We start from the raw sequence: 18,214 nt of genomic DNA, 5'->3' as shown, positions 1-18,214 counted from the left end.
TGGCTGCCGTTTCGTCATGTTATTCGCGAACAGGATCATCTACCAGCCATCCTGCACCGATTTCACCCCAGTAGTAACACTCCAACGAATACGATTGCATATTCGAATAGCGGATGTGTTCCGGGATAAGGAATGCGGGATTTACGCCACCTGTTCCGCCTGTGGGCGTTCCTTTGGTGATCCCGCGGAAAATGACCTTGATATTATAGGTGGGCAGATTGGTCATGCTCCTCAGTCTATTAATAACTCTTTGCTTGAGATCGCCTAGTTCGGCAGCTGCATTGTTTTCCGTTTTTGTGTAAGGCCAAGGATTTTCCGAATGATACTTTTGAATGACGATGACGTATTCATCATAATTACCAGTGTCGCGCCGTTTGTCCAATTGGCCGATCGCTTCGTGAATGCGGGCGTTAATTTGTAAATCATCATGGGAGCTGATCGTTTTGATCTCCATCGCAACGCGTTTATTTACTTCTAAAACGTTGGAATGATCCTCGTCTTCGTCCATTATGTGGACACTCTCATCGTTGGCGTTTTCCTGCTTCTCCAAATAGTTGTAATCGATGTCAGGATCGTTGTCCTTATCTTGACCGAAATATGGCGTGATCTCCTGTCCGAAAAGACGCTGTGCTTCTTCTAGTTCTGTATAGTTCCCACCTGTAACCGAGAAAATGTCCGAAATTTTTGAGTGCAGACTGTAGCTGTATTTCACTTTGTTAAAGTAAGACAAGTAGTTTGTCTCGTCAAAAAGTTCATTGATTGTTCCTTCATGCAAATCATTGGTTTTCGCCACATGCTTATTCCACATTCTGCGTGCATCTAACAAGGCTTCATCCCACGTTCCTTGTATGATTGGGGATGATACAGAACTTGTTGTGTTATGGTCCGTGCTGTCCAGCTTGGTACCAGAAGCCGCAACAGATCCGTAGCGATCAGCTTCCGCTTCGAGAGCAGGATCGTCATTGATCGGCAGGCTGGCATCCGGAACGTTCGCTTTTACCCGTCCTTGTCGTTGCTGAACCACATGTGTCAGCTCATGACCGAGCAGTTGCTGACCACTTCGCGTCTCGGGCTGATAAGTGCCGGGAGCAAAGTGAATGTCATTCCCTTGGGCAAAGGCAACAGCCCCGATTTGGGAGGCGACAGACGATTCTGGGTGAATCTGTACATCTGAAAAATCAGTGCGAAAAGCCTTCTCCATTTTTGCTTGGACGGAATCGGGGAGTGAGCGACCGCTGCCGGAAGAGAGATTCTCCGATTTTTGCAAGGGAGTCCTCGATAACATGCGCTGCACAGCCTGATTGCCAAGAGTCTTTTGCAGAGAAAGGATGTGGGAAGAGTGACTTGCCTTTCTTTGGACCTGGCTCGGTTGGAGCATGGACCTGGAAGCAGGTGCTTTCGTTTTTTCATGAGTCGCATCCATAGATGGCTTGCTAGATTCATAGCGTCGCATGATTACACCCCCTCTGCTTTTGTCACGTCCAATTGAATGGGTTCCTTTTGCTGTGCTTGATAGAAATAGAGATACAAATACGGGTCGACCAAATAGCTCGTGATAGCTCCAGAACGGTTAGAATACGTGGTGGACGTCTTGGGCAAAATGGCAGATTTGCTGTCGAGCTCGTTCCGATCTTCTTTGACGATAGAGATGATCTGTGGGTGATATACGTGGACGGCAGTGACAATCTGCTTGCTAGGGTGTCCTGGTGCTGGTTCAAGTGTAAAAGCCATGCTCATGTCACGGTAGGTAAGCTTTTGAGACGATAAGATGGCCTCGTTTGCTGGTGGAGCTTCGGGTACTTTTTGATCGGCAGAAGGAGTGACAGCTCCCTCGGCTTGTTTTGGCGCGTCATCGTCGGGCTTGCCCATAATCTCTTCCAGCTTGCTCCTGGAGATGCCGATGAATCCAGGTAAATAAATACGTCCTTCACGGAAGTACCCCTTGTACAACGGCAGGCCTTCCTTGTCGTAGAGCACCCCGATGCCATCGTAGGAACCTGCGCGAAATTGCCCTTGATACAACAGAGCGTCTTCGGCAGAACGAAGCTCTCCCGTTCCGTGATAATGCCCTTCGGCAAAGCCGCCTTTATACAGCGTTACGCCACTTGCATCACGAAGCTCGCCCTGCCCGTGATACACACCCAGTAAAAAATCACCTTGATAGACGATGCTACCACTGGTGGAGAGTTTGGTACCGGCTCCATTGAAGTGCCCATTTCGAAAATGACCTTCATACACGAGCTTGCCATCCCGATCAAAAAAACTACCGGTTCCATTGTATCTGCCGTCCACAAATTGCCCTTTGTACTGCACGAGCCCGTTTTCGTAGTAATCGGTACCTTCACCGCCGTAGAAGCCATTGTCAAACAGTCCGCCGTAGAGCAGCTTTCCATCCTTCGTAAAAAGCCTGCCAGCTCCGTTGTACACGCCATTTTTAAAAGCGCCCTCGTATTTGATTGCGCCGTTTGTGTACAATTCCTGACCGGCTCCATCGAGCTTCCCATTTTTGAATTCTCCCTGAAAAACGACTTGCTGGTTGTCGTTGTACAACGCTCCCTGACCAGCGTAAACGCCATTTTCAAACCCACCTTGATAGACGAGAACGCCTTTCCGGTATCCTTTGCCTAAGCCTTGTGGAGTGCCACTTTTGAACTCGCCATTGTAAAGGAGCTTCCCATTGTCGTCATAGAGCTCGCCTTTTCCGTCATACAGACCATCTACGAGCTGGCCATGATAAATCATCGTGCCTTCCGGGTTGTAGATAATCGCCAGACCCGTGTCGGAAATCTGTTGATTTGGAGTTTTTAGATGAATGACGATGGGACGCTGCAAATAGCGGTTAAGCGCATCGGGAGGATTGATGAACAGGAAGTAGACTAGGACAAGGAGGAATAGTCCTGTCAAAATGAGAAAGCGTTTGGCGATGTAAAAACGGCCGATATGCACGTAATCGTTGAGTGAAGTTTCTTTTTTGGCGAACAGTCCGGCAATGCCGTTCTTGATCCAATCGAGGGCTTGCTTGGGGAGAGCGGCTCCTTTTTTTATCCAATCTTGCACCCATTTTTTGAGCGGATTGATGAGCGGGTCGACAATCGTTTGTTCCGTTAGCTTTTGGAGTTGTTTGTCCATAACGTTTCCTCCCTATCTGTCAGGGAACCTGAATCGTCGCTTGACCGGGGTTCGTGATCTGGATGACGCCACCCCAGCTACACATGAGCTTGGAGGTTTGATTGAGGGCAGGCATGTTGGCGACGAGAACAGTAGGGGAGCCAGGAACCCAAGGAGCGGCGGTGACAGGAACGCAGGGGACCGGAGTGAAAACACCCAGCTTCGCCGCTGTAGCTGCTGCGACCTGAGGGTTGGACATCGTATTGCACATCCCGAATGGAAGGACGTTTACCATCGGTTTATTGTCCATGATGTTTGCGATCGGCATACTGGTTGTGACGCGGTTCACTGGGAGCACCATGAGTGAGCTGGGAGCTGCCCCGAAGCTGCACTGTAGCATGGCTCCTCCGCAGACGAGTTGTCCCATAAAGCCAACTCCTTTGCATAAGTCATCTGGTAAGATATTGAAAATCAATCTGTATAGTAGTATAAATGTCAAATAGAGAAGATGTATAGCGAAATTTGTAATTTTTAGTATAATGTTGCTTGGTATCATTTTCGAAAATATGTTTTCGAGAGATGGGAGAACCGCAAACGATGGGAAATAACAAGAAGTATTCCTGGTTGACCGGACTGCTGATTGTGTTTGTTGGGATCGGCTTGCTGCTCGTTTGGAACGTGGATAGAAGCGGGAAGCAGGGCGTACCGTTTCGAGGGATCGACAGCATCGCGGTCAATAGTCAAAAGGATGTCATCCTCATAACGGATGGACATCAAAAGCTAATTAGCCTGTCCCCTGATCGGTCGCTAAGGTACCAACAAGTACTGGAGCAAAATCCAGAAGAAGGCTTGGAAAATTTCACAGAGGTAGCCATCGACGAAGAAGGCTATGCGTACGTGCTGATTACAAAGCTCGATAGCTTTGGTTTGCGAACCGTATCCGAGAGAATCGTGCGAATGTCGCCAGATGGAGAAATCGTACAAGTCGTGTATGAAGATTCATACGGAGCGAACAGCTCGTACAAGCGCATTGGCAAGGTACGCTCCCTGCAAGTCGCGAAAGATCGTCTTTCCTTTTATGTTTATCAACACCCTGAAGTGATTGCCTATCAATTTGTACCCTCTGACTCACCCCCCACACAACTCTATCAAATCCAATTGCCTAATGAAGTATACGTCAATGAAATCACAGGAGTAGACCCGCAACTTACCTATGTCACTACCAAGCGCGGAGAGGTTTTCCAGGTCGACGTTCCCCTTGGGAGCAGGGAAGCTCAAGTGAAGGGGCCGCTCTACATTCACTCCGAACGGTCCGAAAAGAATCATACCGTCCCCAATCATGTAAAAGTGGGGCCAGCAGGTCGTCTCCTTTTCTACAATTCCGATCAAAATGTCATGGAACGCTTCGATCCCGCACATCCAGATGAAATCGCCTTGATGGTGCCTTCCAAAACATTCGAGCAGATCAAGTCGAGCGATAGCAGTGCACTAACGGCGTTTGCTGTAACCCCCAAGTATGAGTTCGTAGTGGCCACAGATAATCAGCTCGTCTTCTTGGATCAACAAGGAAATGTGATGACCAAGCTCACTTCCCCGTCAGTATCCGAAAAAGACCGCTTGAAGGAATGGACCTGGTGGACAGGATTGGGCGTGGAAATTCTCCTGTTTTGTGTCATTCAGTTTCTGTTGTTTCGCCTCTTCCGGATTCCGTTGATTATCAAGCAAACGATCGTGATAGCTCCACTAGTTGTTGTCCCCGTATTCCTTCAACTGGAGGGAACGAAGCTGACCTTTTCTTTTATGGAGCAGGAAAATCAAACCGATCTTCGCCTCCAAGCCTATGTTATTTCTACCCTGATCGAAGGGGACAAGCTGGATGGAATCAACGGAGCCATTGATTACATGAATGCGGATTATCAAGCAGTACAGGCCGACCTGAAAAAACTGGAGGTCCCAGATGATGTGAATGTGAACAGGGGGCTGTACAAAACGATTTATAAATACAAAGATGGCGAATTGTTTCTCATGATGGATGACAATGACAGCGCAGAAGTGTTTGAGAATGTGCCCATTGATGACGAGTTCCGCAGTGTGGTCATGAAAAGGGAGATCGTTTCCGGTAAAGCACAGGATCGGACAGGCTACTGGATGTACGCGATGGCCCCGATATACAACTCCTCCGGTAAGCTATCCGGTGTGTTGGAGCTGGGCAGAGAAATGAACGGAGTCCGTATGCAGCACACCGACATGTCCCGTGAGCTCGGAAAAGGCGCTGCGCTGGTCTGGTCGATTTGTGCGAGTCTATTTTTCCTTTTCTCGTGGCTGACATACCGAAACATTCGCAATCTGCAAACGAACGTCTCCGATATGGGAAAAGGCGACTACAGTGTGGTGGTGAGGGTTCGCTCCATGGATGAAATTCAAAAGCTGGCAGAAAGCTTCAACCAAATGGCAAAGCGCATTCGTCAGTACATCTCGAATATCACGAGGATGAGCGAGGCGAACAATCGCTTTGTGCCGCAGCAGTTTATCCATTTTCTCGGGAAGGAAAGCATACTCGACGTGGAGCTGGGTGATCAGGTGGAGCGGGAAATGGCGATTATGCGCATGAGTCTGCAATCGTTTCATGCCATCTCTCATCGTCTGCGACCAGAGACGACCTTCCGCGTCATCAATGCGTTTCTCAAGCGCTTTGCTCCGATTGTGAACGAGAATCAAGGAATGATTACCGAATATCTCGATCCCGGCGTGCTTGCTGTTTATCCAAAAGAAGCGAAAGACGCGCTGGATGCGGCTGTACAAATGCGCCGTACGTTAGCGGACTATAACGAGCAACGGGCGGAAAAAGGGTACGATCCGATTGAATTGCGGGTTGCGCTGCATCACGGTCCACTGATGCTCGGAATTATTGGCGAGTCGACGCGTCTGGAGGCTGCGATCATATCGGATCACGTCCGCGTGGTGGAGAAAATGGAAAAGATGGCAGAAACGCTCGGAGCCTGCATCCTGATGTCCGATTCGCTGTTTGCCAAAATGGGAGAGAGCACGCCGTACCGATATCGTGATTTAGGCTGGGTGCATATAGAGGGAGAGGCTCAGCCGATGCATTTGTATGACGTCTACGAAGGGGACACTGACCAGATTCGTGCACACAAGGAGGAGACGAAGGAATTGTTTGAGCAAGCGATTGTGATGTATCAAAATGGGAGGTTTCACGATGCACGCTCCGCTTTTCTGTCCGTCATCAAGCAAAACCGCTGGGATCAGGCGGCGCGAAAGTATTTCTACTTATGCGACGAATACGCCCAAAAAGGGGCCGAACGAGATTGGTCTGGCGAATTGAAAATATCGTAGGAGCGGTGAAAAAGCGAAATGACTAGTCCCGAATCGAATCACAACCAGTGGAACTATTACGAAGAAATGCTTCGATGGCTGGATGTTCATCTGATGCGCTTGCTGGCAGTGCGAGCACAGCAGGGGGATGATTATCCGCTTGATCAAATGAGGGGGGTGATTGTCACAGAGGAAGAAGTCGTGCAATTGCTCGAGGCAGCCCCGCCAGCAACGCAGCTATGGGAAGCTTTCACAGAGCGGGTGGCAGCATGCGAGGAACGACTGGATGCCCTGCACATGCAAGAAGCAGGTAGCGTACCGATTCTGGCAGTGGCAGAGGCTTTTTCGCTCAATCGCTTCGAGCTGGGATGTTTATTTCTTTGCCTGGCAGTCGAGCTGGATCGGAAGTACGAAAAGCTGTTTGGCTACCTCCTTGATGATATTACGTGCAAGTCACCTACTCCCGAATTGGCGATGCAGCTATTTTGCCAGACAGCTGCTGAGAGAATAGAGGCCTGGACAGCGTTTACGCAAAAAAGCAAGCTGGGCCGATTGCTGCTTTTTACCGAGGCGGACATGGGTGGAAGCGGCTCTTGGCTCTCTCGGCCGTTAAAGCTGGATGAACGCATGCTGCACTTTTTGACGACAAGGGATGGAGGTGATGCCAGTCTGCCGCCTTGGCTATCCTGGAGCTTGCCAGATCAAGAGTTGGAACCATATGTAGGGGAGAGCGCGATTCATTTGCAGGAGCGCTTTGAAACATTTTGGGAAACAGCAGGAGCAGATTTAGAGCGACTTCTCCTGCACTTGCATGGTCCGACTGGTGTTGGTAAAAGGCATCGCGTTAAGCATTTGTTTCATCGCGTCAGGCGGCCGGTGCTGTTCGTCGATGCAGAGCGCTTGATCCGGGAGGAAGCTTTTGCACGAAGATTACAGCAGATATTGCGGGAGGTGCAGCTGCGGCGGGGGGTACTGTGCTTGCATCAGTTCGAGGTTTTTCTGACAGAAGAGGTACAAACAGCTGGGCGCAAGCAGCTGTTGATGGATGAACTCGAAAGCTTTTCAGTACCCACTGCCATTGTGGCGAAAAGTCAATGGAAGCCGCAAAACGCTCTGGGGAAGCGGATTTGGCTGGAAATGGAGGTACCTAGTCCAGATGAAACGGAAAGGAGGCGATTATGGGAAACGGGCAGTGCAGGCATGAGCTTTTCTCAAGAGATTGACATAGGCGTTTTCGCAGGGAAATTCAAGCTGAATGCGGGGCAAATCAATCAGGCGCTTCACAGAGCAAATGAGATGGCGATGCAGACGAAAGAAAGGATCATTACGAAAATGCACCTGCATGATGCTTGTTTCCTGCAAATGAGACATGCGCTAGAAAAGCACGCTTCTCGATTGAGACCCAAATACAGCTGGGAAGATCTGATTTTGCCTGAGGAGCAACTGACTTTGTTGCGAAACGCCTGCAATCAGGTGACCTATCGAAATGTTGTTTTGGGGGAGTGGGGCTTTGGGCGAAAGCTCTCTTATGGCAAGGGCGTCAGCATGTTGTTTGCAGGTCCTCCGGGTACGGGCAAGACGATGTCGGCGGAAGTCGTGGCAAATGAACTAGGTCTGGAGCTTTTTAAAATTGACCTGTCGCAGGTGATCAGCAAGTACATTGGGGAGACGGAAAAAAACCTCCACCACATTTTTTCAGAAGCGAGAATCGGCAATGCCATCCTCTTCTTTGATGAAGCCGATGCCCTTTTTGGCAAGCGCTCAGAGGTGAAAGATTCGCATGACAAATACGCGAATGTGGAAACGGCCTACTTGCTGCAAAAGATGGAGGAGTACGAGGGGGTCTCCATTTTGGCGACGAATCTCCTACAAAATTTTGACGAGGCCTTCATGCGCAGAATTAACTACGTGGTGAAATTTCCTTTTCCCGAACCGTTCTATCGCGAAGAAATATGGCGCAGCATGTTCCCGGCCGATACGCCGCGAGCTGCTGACATCGATTTTGAGTTTCTCGCGTCCAAGCTGCACATTGCTGGGGGCGGAATCAAAAATGTGGTTCTCGCTGCCTCTTTCTTGGCTGCATCGGAAGGTACGCCCGTTTCCATGAGTCATTTGATTGCGGCTGCCAAGCAGGAGTTAAAAAAGATGGGTAAGCTGCTATTGAAAGAGGATTTGGGGGAGTATGCCATCAGGTAGTACGTATCGGAAGGATGCATGATTTTACAAAATTAGATAAAAATTCATGCAAAACCATTAATTTCAATGTTATGATAAGTATATTCTGTCAAATAATGTCGAGGTGAACGGGTATCAGCCAGTACACCGCCATTGCTGAAGTAGGAGAGACGCTGCTCGCTCTTTTGCGCAAAGAGATGACGCCGGAGCCGATTAGCCAGCCGGAGTTGATCGGCCTAAGCTCGCCTGCTCAGCCAGGAGATTTGGCGCTAGCCTTGTTTTTATACGAAATCCGGGAAAGTCAGGAGAGGCAGCACATGATGATCAGTGAAGGTACTGATCAGTTGCGATATCCCCCAATGACGGTCAATCTATCCTACATATTGACCGCCCATTCCCCAGCAGAACAGCATACCCGCATGCTGGACGAGCATCGCATCCTCGGGCGTGCCATGCAGGTTCTCTACGACAACGCCATTTTGCGTGGCGATCATCTTCAAGGCTCCCTCGCAAACATGGATACAGAGCTTCGTGTCGTCGTGGAGCAGCCTCCCGTTGATAAACTCATCCAACTATTTCCACATGTTCCGTACAAGCTATCCATCGGCTACTCGGTAGGGCCGGTTCATATCGATTCAACTCGAGTTCGTTCAACGAAGCGCGTACTGGAACGGGATATTCGGATACGAGGGGAAGGTCATGGTTAATGGATCAGCATTTCCAGGTGCGCATTCGTTCCGTCTTCTCGTATGCCGTCCGTCTGGTGGACATGTATACAAGAGGAGCCCCTTTTCGCTCGAGCTTGTCTGTTCGCTTGGCGAATCATCCACAAGTGCCCGTATGTAAAGGGGACGGATGGTATATCTTTACGGATTTGCCTGATGGGATTTACACGCTCTCCATAAGCAGCCGGGAGTATATGGATCACTCCATGTCCTTCTCCGTGATCACTGGGAGTACATCTTACACGGAGTCCATCATTTACTTGCAACCGAGTCCAGCCTATCCATTCCAGGCAGGAGACTCCCTTGTTCGAGGGAGAGCTTGCGTGGAGGATGGTTCCCCAGCTGGCGGAGCCTATGTGCAGGCTGTCATCTCGTATGAGCGAGATGCCCCGGTGAGATTGGCCGAGGACGCTGACAAAGAGGCCATGGAGCTAATCGTAGCCAGTAAAAAAGGTCAAGTCGATTTGGCTGACGCTTTTCTTCTCGAAACACCCACATGCAAAGGGACGATCATTCGTTTTGCAAGTCCCCCAAAAGGTCGGGTTTATCCCTTGACCGAACCTCTTTCTTTTGCCTACCCAAGAGGCACTGTCTTACTCCCCCTGCTCGAAACGCATTGCGACGACAGAGGAGAATTCGTAGTTGCCCTTCCGTTGTTTCTGGAAAAAACTCATGCTCGTATGAATATTGAAGTGCGGCGGGAAGAAGCCGCTGGTTTTGCCGAGCTTTCCATTCAAGCCGGTACGACCCAATCCATAGGTATCATCCAAATGAACAGATCCAAATAGGGTGATCCGGCAGTTGTTTGGCGTCGGTCCATGACACCCTGCTGCCTGATTATAGAGCAAGACTCATGTATCAAAACGGCTTTTTTCGTAAGTGGTAAAGCAAGTGATGAAATTAATCGGAGGGAGGGACTGATTGCAGGTTTCTGCTGCTAATACATGCGGAACTCTCCAATCAGGATACGATGCCAGAGTACTTATCACCAGGGGTGTATGTCGAGGAGTTTGATAGTGGCCCCGTTCCCATGGAGGGAGCGAGTACGAGCACGGCCGGCTTTATCGGGTTGGCCCAAAAAGGACCCGTTGCGGGATTGCCTGAGCTGATTACAGGTGTCAATGATTTCCGCAAGTTGTTCGGTTCCTATTTGTCTGAGAACGCGTTTGGCGAATACCGCTATCTCGCCTATGCGGTGGATCACTTCTTTCTGAATGGAGGCTCCCGTTGCTATGTGATGCGAGTAGCGCCAGCAGATGCGAAGCCAGCTTCCAATGAAGGCAACAGCGAAGGAGCTGTCCTTCGGATTGCTGCTAAAAACCCAGGGGCATGGGGAAATCAGATCCGCGTAAATTTGATTCCGTCGAGCAAGGCAAAAACGCAGATTTACGAGCAACTAGGCGAGGCTCCCAAGTACCGTGTGAAAAATAGTGCAGGCTTTCAACCAGGTGATGTCGTCTCTTTCTATGACGGTGAAACCAAACAGTACAGGGAAGTGGTTTCGTCCCAAGACAATGTGATCGAGCTGTCAGCTGTGCTCACAGGAGACGTCGTCGATAACAATTTGCTGCCAGTCAAAATTTTGTCCACATGCGAATTCACGGTGCAAGTCTTCTACAACGATGAGGCTGAAGAGTTCGACAAATGCTCGCTCAATGTCTCTGCTGCCAATCATGTAAGCAAGCTGCTGTCCAAGAGCAATATCGTTGAGGTCGAAGCGGGTGCTGCTCCAGCAAGCCCTGAAGTCATTCCTCCTTTTACCGTCATTTCAGGGATGGCAGAAGAAACTCAATCCGAGGGCGGAAAGACGGAATTCGGTCTGTATCAAATCTCTTTGGCAGGAGGTAGCGACGGTTCTGTCGCCAATCTGTCAGCGGGCGAATACATGGGGGAGGATCACGGACCGGGGAAACGTACGGGAATCCAAGCCTTCATCGATAATGACGAAGTGAGTATTATGGCCATTCCTGGCGTGACAGACCCAAATGTGCAGCTCGCGCTTGTGGCTCATTGTGAAAACTTGAAAAGCCGCTTCGCCATCCTCGATATCCCACGTGACAAGAAAAAAGTAAGCGATGTGTTGACGCATCGCAATATTTTCGATACGCAATACGCGGCTATCTACAATCCTTGGCTGCAAGTGTTTGATCCGCTAGACAAGCGCAACATCTACATTCCGCCATCAGGCTCCATGGCTGGTATTTACGCACGCTCGGACAATACCCGAGGCGTGCATAAGGCTCCGGCAAACGAGGTCGTGCGCGGCTGCACAGGACTGGATTGCCAGTACAATACGGGCGAACAGGATATTTTGAATCCGAAGGGAGTCAACCTGATTCGCGCGTTTACAGGTCAAGGAATTCGCGTCTGGGGTGCGCGGACGATGTCATCGAATGGGCTATGGAAGTACATAAACGTACGCCGCCTGTTCATTTTCCTCGAACAATCGATCAAAAACGGGACAAACTGGGTGGTATTTGAGCCGAATGACGAGAGGCTGTGGGCCCGCGTCCAACGCACGATTGATTCTTTCCTGACGCGTGTTTGGCGAGATGGCGCGTTGATGGGCTCAAGCCCGCAGGAAGCCTTTTACATTCAAATCGGCAGAAGCACGATGACACAGGATGATATCGACAATGGCAGATTGATCTGCGTGATTGGTATAGCACCTGTCAAACCAGCAGAGTTCGTCATCTTCCGTATTACGCAAAAAACATCTGATCAGCAATAATTCACGACGGAAAACGGTGTGAGGAAAGGGGTACAGTATGGCAGATCGCAAGGATCCATACCGCAAGTTTCGGTATCGGGTAGAGATGGATGGGATTCAGCAGGCTGGCTTCAGTGAGGTTTCGGGTTTTGATGCGTCTGTGGACGTAGTCGAGTATCGCGAAGGCAATGAGGTAATTACTCCGCGCAAGCTCCCGGGCTTGGCGAAGTACGGGAATATCACGCTGAAATGGGGCGTGACGGATTCGATGGATTTGTACAACTGGATGCAGGACACCATCCAGGGCAAGGTCGCACGCAAAACGGTAACGATCATCGCCATCAATGAAGCTGGGGATGATGTCGCTACATGGAAGGTCATTGAAGCATGGCCGACCAAATACACGGCGCCTGATTTTAACGGTACGTCCTCAGAGGTAGCGATTGAGCAGCTGGAAATCGCCCACGAAGGAATGACACGCACGAAATAATAGAAGATCCCGACGCCAAAGAATGGCAAGGAAATGACTTTTCTTTGTCATTCTTGCTGGCCTAGGGTGATGAGGAGGATGATACCATGGCATTTAAAACGGAATACGAATTCGAGCTCCCGCGCGGCTATGTTGATGAAGAAGGAAACCTGCACAAACGAGGTGTCATGCGCTTGGCGACGGCTGCCGACGAAATTTTGCCGATGCGTGATCCACGTGTCCAGCAAAATCCCGGTTACTTGACGATTATTTTGCTGACGAGAGTGATTACCAAGCTGGGAGATGTACGGGGAATTGACACAAGAGTGGTGGAAAGGCTGTTTACCGCTGATCTCGCGTACCTGCAAAACCTGTACAGACAGATTAATGAGTTGGACAGCTCGATGTTCAAGACATCTTGCCCGAAATGCGAGCATGAATTCCAGGTAGACATGGCTTTTTCAGGGGCGCTGGAGGGAGTATGAGTGGGTATCCCATCGACAAGATTTATGAAGAAGCCGCCTTCATCGCCTACTATTTTCACTGGCCACATGACGAGATCATGTCGATGGAACACAAGGAACGGCGGCGCTGGTGTGAAGAGATATCCGCGATTAACCGCAAGCAAAATGACGAACCCGAAAACGTTTTTGATGTGTTCAAGCGGAGGTGATTCTGGTGTTAGCCAATGAGAATCCATATTACACCAACCTCCGATTTCGTGTGGACTTTCTTCCGTTTGGATTGGAGATGGATGGCATCTGGGTCGCTGGATTTAGTGAAGTGTCCGGATTGGCCGTAGAAACAGAGCTGGAGGAGTACCAAGAGGGCGGCGTGAATCATTTCGTCCACAAGCTGCCGAAACGCAGCAAGTTTCCCAATCTCGTCTTCAAACGAGGGTTTGTGAGATCAAACGAGCTGTGGAGATGGTATGAGGACTTCCACTTTGGCCCGCCAGAAAAGCGCAAGCGCAAGCAGGGAGCGATCATTCTGATGGACCCAAACGGAAATGACGTGGGGGCTTGGGCATTTGAAGGGGCTTATCCGGTCAAGTGGGTTGGACCTGAGTTCCGGGCCACGCATGGAGAAGTGGCCATCGAGACATTGGAAATCGTGCACCATGGCTTAAAAGCGTATTTTTAAGCCTTATCCCGTCTGCAAGGAGCAAAAGAAACGATGATAACGATCAAGGCGCTCCCACCTTCGCGTGGTCCATCACTGCTGCCAAGGGCGTCCAGCCAAGGCTTTGCACAAAGCATCATGCAGAAGTATCGGCACGAGGAAGGGCGCGATCCCGGCTACCTCGCTTTGATCCATCGTGATTTTTCGCCGAGTATCGGAGGGCAGGAAAACCACTTTCATCAAACCTTCATTCATGTACGCATGCAAGTACAAGTGGAATCCTACCTCGGATTGAATCGAGAAATGTTGCCGAACGGACAGGCTGGTTTCCCATGGCCAAAAGAGCGTGCGGTGATAACGCAAGCATCGGGATCAGGACGAAAAGTACAACCAGCTACTTTGATACATGAGCTTTTTCGGAAGTGGGAGTCATCCAAATTAATCGAGAAGGTTTACCTGCCTCGGATCACGGTTGTCTCAAATGGGAGAGATAGATATCGCTGGCCCAGTTATGTTCAGTCTTTAGTTCAGCGAGCAAGCTCACTTGAAAAATGGCTGCCGCTGGGTCGATTCAAAGAGCAGATAGACCCGGTCGATATTACCTCGCCTCTTTGGAAAGCAATCGTTTCAGACAGCAAAGAAACCGTACGGGAAAGATTCAGGACGTCTGATACTTCCTATGGTTCACCGGAATTTTTGGTACACATGGCGCGAATGGGTGATCCTGGTGGACGCAAGGGCATGCAAAATGCACGTGAGCGGATACGGCTCGAATCAGCGACAAGAATAGACGCGATCTCGAATTCACGTGTCAGAGCGACGCGTTCTGAAACAGGGCGCTTCGAACGGTTTGGGGTTCGCAATTTTTGGCAGTTGATCGGTAGAGGAAGGGAACCAGAGATTGGGACGTGGTCTTTTCCTGTTTTGCTAAAACGAGCAGAAGGACGGGCTGCGAGCTCTTTTTTGGATCGCGCGGTGTGGACAGAGAAAGTCGGAATTGACGGCAAAGATATCACTAGACGAATCGTTCATGAAAGTGAAAGTACACGTTGGTCCGTAGCTTCTCAGCAGACTGAGCTTTGGGGGCGCTGGTGGGAAAACCTGAGTCTGTACTGGCAGAAAAGTAGAGCAACATGGCTGCCAAGGACGATGACTGTGCATCCACGTCTACGTGTTTTACAGCCGATTGTTTTCCCGAAAAGCCGTCAACATCCGCAAGCGAAAAGCGCATGGATGCTAGTAACGCTGTCCCCATTGGAACGGAAGATATTTCAGAGCAATGAGCTTTCGAAGATGTTCTCGTCCGTATTGCCTAGCATACTTCATCGAGCTGATGCTGGTCGGACCAAACAGCAGGCTGTAAGGGAACGGTTCAAACAGCTGTTCCATTTAGCTCAACAGTTTTCGAGGGTAGAAAGTGAACATGGGCAAGCAGTGCTTGTTTCTCGACAGAGGTTGAAGCAGATAGAAAGCAGGCGGGAAGAACAGTCGAGTGCCTTGGCGCATTGGTTGCGTCACCTTGTCATAAGTCGAGTGCGACAAGCAACCGTGCTTGCATCTAGGGTGGAGCAGGAGCAGCCGAGTAGCATTACATTTCACTCTTCACAACTGCTGCTTCCTTTCGAATCCATCGGAACAAGGAATCAGCAGACATACTCGTTCCTTCAACAACTGATATTTCAGGAAGCTAGGTTGAACGAGATTGTCCGGGAGCAGTCCATTCGCTTGCGATCAAGCCATGAGCAAACTCATCCAGGCAAAACGAGCATGATCCCGGTTGTCTCTCATGCATCGTATCAGCAGCTCGACGTGCTACAGCATGAGTGGTGGACGGGTTTGTCGTTACGCGTTTTACACCCCGTGCAGGGGCTACTGTTCCCATTGCGTATGACGCGTATCACAGATAGCTCCCAAACAGCTCCGCTTCTCTCGCAGCCAATTGTCAGGAAGTCGATCGCTGCTTATTGGATACAGAGCTTCCAGTCCGCCAATGCTCCTGTTTTCTTTGAAAAACGAGGATGGTTGAACCAGCCTTGGATCAAGGAATATCTTGAAACGCATAACGAAATAGAGCGCGGGCCTGCTGGTATAGCTAGTGCTGCACGATTTGCATGGAATCGCTTCGTACCTGTCTTCCATGTGAATCGCCAACTCTGGCAAACGCTACAGAATCAAATCGTCAGTTCTACCCATCAGGAGACGAACAGGAAGTCTGTGATGGCGTGGGTGCATCTTCAACAGAGAGTGGCAAAACAGCTCAGCGAAAGGGAATTCCTTGCAACTAGAACGCATGCGCCAAGGCACCTTCCGTATGAGCCGGGGAATCAATCTCCGTATCCTGAAGGCATCTCCCAACCGTTTTTTCAGTCACCTATTCATTTTCCGGGAAATAAACACGTGTATCAGTTGCCATACGAGACGATACGTCAGCTACTGTCGTTCCAGGGTAGGAAAAACAAGCGGGCAGATGTTGCTTTCTTCAAGAATCAAGAAAAGTTCAGCCTACCGGGACGAAAAGCGACGATCTCGATGGTACACGAGCATGAGCATAGACCAATACGGCACACCTTCTTCCTAAAAAATGAACAGAGTACAAGTCGAGCATTCTTGCATACTCATCGTCATGATCGGGATGCCGTTTCCCTCAGGTTGAACGGCTTTGGTTCTGCAATGCTTCGTGTCACAGAGTGGATTGGACTTGAAAGAACAGAACATCAGCGATTGTACAACACGTCTGCGAAGTCGTTTTCTATCAGAGAGGATGTCTCTGACAGGAACTCATTGCAACGGATCGCTGCTGGATGGAGTGCAGAACTAGGACTCACGATCCTCTTGCAAAAAAGCGCGAAGCTGGCTGCGATGAGCGAGTTTGCAAAGGTAGGCAAAATTAGCACAAGTGGGAAAGCTCCCCCGAGCAGTGAAAAGCAATCGAATGATCAGCCAAGGTCTCGCCAGGGCAAAAGCAATCCATTACGAGAAAGCCGTCCATCCCGTGAAAGCTACCACTCCCGTTTCTTGCGCCAGACAGCCAGCTTGTGGACAAGCTCCATTGCCCTGCGTGCTCGACTCTATCTTCAAGTCATGGAGCAAATCAGAAAGGCTATCCAGACTGATTTCCGAACGGAAGCATATGTCCAAAACCATCACTTACTCGCGACTGTTCTGAATCGTCACGATGCACAAATGGTTGTTCAGAAACAATGGGGACGACTCCCTAGCCTTGTGCATGGTCAAAGCGTGGGGGTGCCCGACAGTTTCATGCATGAGAGTGGAAGCAGACGTGCAACAGAGCGACTACCACGAAAAGGTCGCGTCAACAGCTTGGGGCCATTATCTCGCCACAGCCGTTTTCAACAAACGAACCATGAGCAGATTCTGACGGTCAATCAAGGGCTATTCAACCTGACGTCAACAACACCAATGGCGGCGGAAAAAGTGGAGCATGCGAAAGAAAACACATCCCTGGCACTTTTGCTAAAGCCAATGCTTGCGATGGAGAAGCAGTCACCACTCCTGCAAGCTTTGCAGCAAGCTCAAAGAGCGCCCGGAGAATCCGAGCAGCGCTCCCTGTCCGAAAACGCAACCCATACTCATCGACAATCGTTACGCACAGCAGACAGCTATGCAAGCCCTGCTGCTACCGTTCAGTCCCCGCCGTCCATGGAGTTTCTGAGAAAAAGCATTCCGCCTCAAGAAACCGCAGTGCAGCAGACGACAACAATTCCACTCCAACGACAACTCGATCTAGACGTGCAAGAGAGGGCTGGCAATCAGACGTCGTTATCCCCACAAGAGGTGGATCGATTGATGGATAAAATGATGAAGGAGCTGGACAAGCGCCTCATTCAAGAGCGGCAGCGACGAGGTTTATAAGCAGGAACTGCCGCATTCACAGACGACTATTTCTTCGGTAAAGAGAGGCAAAAGCCAATGATGGGTCAGGAGAAAAAGGCCAAAATTTTAGTGGATCGCAACGGGCAAGGAGACTTCAAGGAGAGTATTTCCGTTCTCTTTAACCCTTCCGAATACAAGGTGGATGCTTCCAATAACTACTCGTGGCAAAAGATATTGGGACAATCGGTACCAGTGGGGATGTTCACGAGCGGAGATATCGAGACATTATCGGTCGACTTGTTTTTTGATACATACGAGGCTGGAGTGGATGTGCGTGCATTCACGAATCAGGTGCTGGGGCTGATGGCCGTAGAAAAGAAAATCAGTACACCACCCCTATGCAAATTCGTCTGGGACAGCTTTCAATTCACCGGTGTTATCGAAAAGGTTTCGCAACGGTTTACGATGTTTCTCGATCAAGGGACACCAGTACGAGCCACGTTAGGCGTCACGTTTAAAGGCACGAGTGTGAAAAAGTCCGCGGAAGATATCGGAGCCGCAAGAGAAAAAGTCGCACAACAAACGGTCAACCAAGGAGACCAGCTGTACTTGATGGCGTATCGCTCGTACAGTGATGCATCGAAATGGCGAAACATTGCGAACGCCAATCGGATCGACAATCCCAGACTTCTAAAACCGGCTACTACCCTGCATGTGCCACTTGTGAGGTGACGAAGG

The 18,214-nt window shown here is 49.9% G+C and carries 14 protein-coding genes; 11 read left to right on the top strand and 3 right to left on the bottom strand.

Annotated features, from left to right (window positions below):
* Positions 1–19: 19 nt before the first annotated feature.
* Genes HP398_RS22750 through HP398_RS22740 form a run of 3 tightly spaced genes read right to left on the bottom strand, consistent with a single transcriptional unit; the run spans position 20 to position 3,535 of the window.
* The gene (locus HP398_RS22750; RefSeq protein WP_017250507.1) at positions 20–1,453 is read right to left on the bottom strand and encodes an eCIS core domain-containing protein; all 1,434 of its coding nucleotides are present in this window, start codon (positions 1,451–1,453) and stop codon (positions 20–22) included.
* Between the two features lie 2 nt (positions 1,454–1,455).
* On the bottom strand, positions 1,456–3,129 hold the full coding sequence (locus HP398_RS22745) for an MORN repeat-containing protein (RefSeq protein ID WP_173623702.1): 1,674 nt from the start codon (positions 3,127–3,129) through the stop codon (positions 1,456–1,458).
* A 19-nt stretch (positions 3,130–3,148) separates the two neighbouring features.
* Positions 3,149–3,535, bottom strand: coding sequence for a DUF4280 domain-containing protein (locus tag HP398_RS22740; RefSeq protein WP_007721356.1), 387 nt, complete (start codon positions 3,533–3,535; stop codon positions 3,149–3,151).
* Between the two features lie 170 nt (positions 3,536–3,705).
* Between HP398_RS22740 and HP398_RS22735 the strand changes: the two genes are divergently transcribed.
* The 11 genes from HP398_RS22735 to HP398_RS22685 all read left to right on the top strand — a co-directional run bounded on the left by HP398_RS22735 (position 3,706) and on the right by HP398_RS22685 (position 18,208).
* Positions 3,706–6,462, top strand: coding sequence for an adenylate/guanylate cyclase domain-containing protein (locus HP398_RS22735; protein WP_173623701.1), 2,757 nt, complete (start codon positions 3,706–3,708; stop codon positions 6,460–6,462).
* A gap of 18 nt (positions 6,463–6,480) precedes the next feature.
* Positions 6,481–8,637 carry an ATP-binding protein gene (locus HP398_RS22730; RefSeq protein ID WP_173623700.1) on the top strand — a complete coding sequence of 719 codons (2,157 nt, stop codon included), beginning with the start codon at positions 6,481–6,483 and terminating at the stop codon, positions 8,635–8,637.
* Positions 8,638–8,750: 113 nt separating this feature from the next.
* On the top strand, positions 8,751–9,323 hold the full coding sequence (locus HP398_RS22725) for a Pvc16 family protein (protein ID WP_173623795.1): 573 nt from the start codon (positions 8,751–8,753) through the stop codon (positions 9,321–9,323).
* Positions 9,323–10,129: a hypothetical protein gene (locus tag HP398_RS22720; RefSeq protein WP_173623699.1), complete on the top strand. Its 807-nt coding sequence runs from the start codon at positions 9,323–9,325 to the stop codon at positions 10,127–10,129. Before HP398_RS22725 ends, HP398_RS22720 begins: the two co-directional genes overlap by 1 nt.
* 182 nt (positions 10,130–10,311) lie before the next feature.
* Positions 10,312–12,072: a phage tail sheath subtilisin-like domain-containing protein gene (locus HP398_RS22715; RefSeq protein WP_173623698.1), complete on the top strand. Its 1,761-nt coding sequence runs from the start codon at positions 10,312–10,314 to the stop codon at positions 12,070–12,072.
* A 37-nt stretch (positions 12,073–12,109) separates the two neighbouring features.
* Complete coding sequence (locus tag HP398_RS22710) at positions 12,110–12,541, top strand: phage tail protein (RefSeq protein WP_007721341.1); 432 nt, start codon at positions 12,110–12,112, stop codon at positions 12,539–12,541.
* Positions 12,542–12,627: 86 nt separating this feature from the next.
* Positions 12,628–13,005, top strand: coding sequence for a hypothetical protein (locus HP398_RS22705; protein ID WP_007721338.1), 378 nt, complete (start codon positions 12,628–12,630; stop codon positions 13,003–13,005).
* Entirely contained in the window at positions 13,002–13,193 is a 192-nt protein-coding gene (locus HP398_RS22700; RefSeq protein WP_017250500.1) for a DUF6760 family protein, read from the top strand. Before HP398_RS22705 ends, HP398_RS22700 begins: the two co-directional genes overlap by 4 nt.
* 5 nt (positions 13,194–13,198) lie before the next feature.
* On the top strand, positions 13,199–13,663 hold the full coding sequence (locus HP398_RS22695) for a phage tail protein (RefSeq protein ID WP_017250499.1): 465 nt from the start codon (positions 13,199–13,201) through the stop codon (positions 13,661–13,663).
* Positions 13,664–13,696: 33 nt separating this feature from the next.
* On the top strand, positions 13,697–17,515 hold the full coding sequence (locus HP398_RS22690) for a hypothetical protein (protein ID WP_173623697.1): 3,819 nt from the start codon (positions 13,697–13,699) through the stop codon (positions 17,513–17,515).
* Between the two features lie 57 nt (positions 17,516–17,572).
* Positions 17,573–18,208, top strand: a complete 636-nt coding sequence (locus tag HP398_RS22685) for a CIS tube protein (RefSeq protein ID WP_173623696.1) — start codon at positions 17,573–17,575, stop codon at positions 18,206–18,208.
* Positions 18,209–18,214: the final 6 nt, after the last annotated feature.

It is taken from the genome of Brevibacillus sp. HB1.4B, assembly GCF_013284285.1.
GTDB lineage: Bacteria > Bacillota > Bacilli > Brevibacillales > Brevibacillaceae > Brevibacillus > Brevibacillus porteri.
The sequence above is the reverse complement of the archived record's forward strand: the minus strand, read 5'-3'. Positions and strand labels throughout refer to the sequence as shown.